At 43.2% G+C, this 3,869-nt stretch carries 3 protein-coding genes; 2 read left to right on the forward strand and 1 reads right to left on the reverse strand.

Going from position 1 to position 3,869, the window contains the following annotated elements:
- Positions 1-144: 144 nt before the first annotated feature.
- A complete protein-coding gene (locus ACFE90_RS36935; RefSeq protein WP_375507199.1) occupies positions 145-1,335 on the reverse strand; it encodes a mannose-1-phosphate guanylyltransferase in 1,191 nt (396 codons plus the stop codon).
- A gap of 115 nt (positions 1,336-1,450) precedes the next feature.
- Between ACFE90_RS36935 and ACFE90_RS36940 the strand changes: the two genes are divergently transcribed.
- A complete protein-coding gene (locus tag ACFE90_RS36940) occupies positions 1,451-2,968 on the forward strand; it encodes an LCP family protein (RefSeq protein WP_375507200.1) in 1,518 nt (505 codons plus the stop codon).
- Positions 2,969-3,066: 98 nt separating this feature from the next.
- A complete protein-coding gene (locus tag ACFE90_RS36945; protein WP_375507201.1) occupies positions 3,067-3,573 on the forward strand; it encodes a pentapeptide repeat-containing protein in 507 nt (168 codons plus the stop codon).
- The last annotated feature ends 296 nt before the right edge of the window (positions 3,574-3,869 follow it).

Below are 3,869 nucleotides of genomic sequence, written 5' to 3' on the forward strand. Positions count from 1 at the left end.
GGGCAAGGGGGAGAATAAAAAATTAGCTCTTTCCCCTCTGCTCCCTACTCCCTGCCCCTCTGCCTCTTTCAAATGCTCTGCTTTTCGACAGTCAAGTTATAATGGAAAAATAGGCTTTTTCGCCTCTACCAAGGGTTTTAACTTTTATAGCAGGTCGGTAAATCGGGAATCGCTTTGGAGAATTTTGAGGATCTGCTTGATTTCCTGGGTACGTTCTTTTTTAACAACGAGGGTGACATTGCGATCGCGCACAATCACCACGTCCTCTAAACCAATTGTAACAACTACATCCTCTGGATTTGAGGCGTAAATAATCGCCCCCTGCGTATCTAGCCCTACGTGCGTAGCAAGTTCCACATTGGGAGTCTCTTTTGTTTTGAGTAAGCGTTCGATCGCATTCCAATCTCCTAAATCATCCCAACCAAAATCAACTGGCAAAACGTATGCTAGAGTTGTCTTTTCCATTAACGCATAGTCTATACTCTTCTTAGGCAACTGGGGATAGATATCAGGGCCATGTTGTTCTAAAGGTTCGATAATTTCTGGAGCATGGGTATGTAGTTCCTTGAGAACAACCCCTGCCCGAAAAACGAACATTCCACTATTCCAGCTAAAGCGTCCCGTAGATAAAAAAGTTTCTGCCGTTTCACGGTTGGGCTTTTCAGTAAAACGGTTGACGTGATAAGCTGGCAACTCATTAAAGCTACCTATTTTTTCACCTTGTTCAATGTAACCGTAACCGGTTGATGGAAAAGTAGGCTTGATCCCCAGTGTAACGATCGCTGCTGTGCTTGCTGCTAGTTGCGTGGCCGCGCTTAATGTGCGTGCAAACGCCTCTTGATCAGCAATCCAGTGGTCAGCAGGGAAAAAGCCAATAACAGCGTCTTCTCCATAGCGCTGTTTGATTTCTAAACTTGTCCAAGCAACGGCTGCGGCGGTGTCTCTTCCTTCCGACTCAATTAATAAATTCTGAGATGGTAGATCAGGTAATTGTTGTCTTACCCCTTCAGCTATCTGATTAGAAGTAATTACCCACAAGGAATCCCACCCCCTTGGGGTGAATCCTTCGGATACGCTTCGCGAGCGCCAGTCGCCTGCGGAGGAGCCAGCGCGGTCTTGGGGGTCTCCCCCATGAGCGACTGGCGTTGGAAACCCTCCCGCAGCGCTGGACTCACCGCCACCGAGTTCAATCAATCGATCGGCGGTTGCTTGTAATAAACTTCTAGAGCTACCATCAAGACTTAAAAATTGCTTGGGTCGGTCTTTGCGACTCAGGGGCCAAAAACGTTCACCTTTACCACCAGCAAGGATTACGGGGAACAATAAAGTATTCATGTTGTCATACAGGCTTACCGAAGAACATTACAAGTTTACAGTGAGCTTTTCCACTGGCAATATTTGTAGCTTGGATTAACATACTTTTAGGGAGTGGTTGAGTGGGGAGATAATTGTGATAAAACAAGTCGAATGGTCGGAAAATCCGCTTGGATCTCAGCAAGTTGCAGAATTTGAAACTGAGGTGCGATCGCAGCAACTTCAACGAACAGAAAATCAAGTAACACCTGCACCAGTAGAGGATTTAGAGGAGGAGGTAGAACTAAACCCGCCAGCGAATCCCAACCGTAGCGTTGTCGAATCAGTGGGTGCAATTCCCAATCAGCTTTACGAGAGACTGGGCTTAACCATGCCTCGATGGCTGTTGTGGATCATGACAGTTGTCATCGGCATTATCTTATCTGGTTTGCTGGTATCAACGTTAGCGCTGTGGACTCCGTTGTGGAGCAATCTAGATCGAACAGATGAAGATTTAGGAACTGCAACTAAAGACGAGGTAAAAATACCACTACCAGGGGAGTTATGGAGCAAACTTTCCCAGTACAAGCTTTCACGACCCATGAATATTTTAATTATGGGGATTGAACCAGTTAGTGGTACTGTTGACGGTTCACCAGAAAGCTTTGCTGGGAAAAGTGACACCATGCTGCTGGTACGGCTTAACCCTAGTGACAAATCTGTACGGGTGCTTTCGATTCCCAGAGATACGATGATCGCCATCCCAGAAAAGGGAGAAAAGGGTTTAACTAAGGTATCTGATGCTAATGCCAAAGGCGGCCCAGTCTTGGCAGCACGGGTAGTTAGTCGTACCTTAAACAATGCCCCAATCGATCGCTATATCCGTATTTCTACCAGTGGATTACGGCAGTTAGTCGATCAGTTAGGCGGAATAGAGGTCTTTGTTCCGCAATCAATGGAATATAAAGACTCCAGCAGTCGCCTGTCGATTAATTTAGTCAGTGGCTGGCAAACCCTCAACGGCGAACAAGCAGAACAGTTTGCCCGATTCCGAGAACCAGGTTTGGGAGATTTGCCGAGAGTGCAGCGTCAGCAAGCACTAACAGCAGCATTGCTGCAACGCTTAAATAGTCCTACCGTCTTACCCAGGTTGCCTCAATTAACTCGCTTGATGCGAAAATACTTTGATACCAACCTGAAGATGGAAGAAATGATGGCGTTGGTGAACTTCGGTCTCAACTTGGATCGGGATAATTTCCAAATGACCGTGTTGCCTGGTACGTTTAGCCGTTTTAGCAAAGACCCTGATAGCTATTGGCTAAATATGACTGGACAACAGAGCCTGTTGAATGATTATGTTGGGGTAAATGTACCTGGTCTGAAACCAGATATGCGTCAGGTTCCTAACCTCAAAATTGCTATTCAAAATGCTTCCAATCAACCTCAGCTAACTGAAAAAGTTATTGCTTATCTGAAACAGAAAGGCTTTACTAATATTTACAAAGTGCCTGATTGGCCAGATACCCAACGCCAAACTCAGATTGTTGTCCAAAAAGGCAACCGACGAGTTGGAGTTGATTTGCAAAAAGTCTTAGGCTTGGGTCAAATTGAGGTAGCGGCGATTGGTGATTTAGAATCTGATCTCACAATTCGGATTGGTAAAGATTGGAAATAGTCATTAGTCATTAGTCATTAGTCATTAGTCATTAGTCATTGTTAATTAACAGAGGACAAATGACAAAGGACTAATGACAAAGAACAAATAATAAAGTTATGAAAAAGATTTTACTCCGGTTTTTTGGTTTGATTGTGATTTTAATCCTAGCATTTTTGTGGATCATACTTAATCCTAAACCGGCTTTTGCTCAAATAAACACAATCAATTACAACAATACAAATTTAGAAAATCGTGACTTTTCTAACGCTGATTTAGTCGGTGTGACTTTTGTAGCAGCAGAAATGCGAGGTGCGAATTTCCAAGGAGCGAATTTAACCAATGCAATTCTGACTAAGGGAGTTTTATTAAAAGCAAATTTGGAAGGTGCGAACTTGAGCGGCGCTTTAGTTGATCGCGTGACTATGGATAGTGCTAATTTAAAAAATGTCATTTTTACAGAAGCCACTTTGACGAGCAGCCGCTTTTACGATGCTGATATCACTGGCGCTGATTTTACAGATGCTTTGATTGACCGCTATCAAGTATCACTATTGTGTGAAAGAGCCGATGGCGTAAATCCGGTTACGGATGTGTCAACGCGAGATAGTCTGGGTTGTAAGTAAAGAACCTCAGCGTTGAGCCTAAAAATAGAGACATTTTACTCAAAAAATGGAAAATCAAGCTTCTTTATTAAGCTATTTATTATTAATTATCAATTTGATTTTAATTTGGTATTTGCTCAGAGGTAAAAATCTAAAAATTCATGAGCAAACACAAAATAAACTGAACTTTACTATTCAGCCCAAGTTGCTTCGGTTTATTGGGCTATTTTTTGGACAATGCCGCAATTGGTGGAACCCTATTGGGTGCATCCCAGTTTTTATTCTCCCAGCAATAATAAATAAGTAAGACTAAAAGA

Origin of the sequence: uncultured Nostoc sp. (assembly GCF_964245445.1) — a bacterium.
Lineage (GTDB): Bacteria > Cyanobacteriota > Cyanobacteriia > Cyanobacteriales > Nostocaceae > Nostoc.

Bases quoted from the DNA above. Each gene is read 5' to 3' on its own strand.
- ACFE90_RS36935 (WP_375507199.1), bottom strand. From the start codon at position 1,335: ATGAATACTTTATTGTTCCCCGTAATCCTTGCTGGTGGTAAAGGTGAA.
- ACFE90_RS36945 (WP_375507201.1), top strand. From the start codon at position 3,067: ATGAAAAAGATTTTACTCCGGTTTTTTGGTTTGATTGTGATTTTAATC.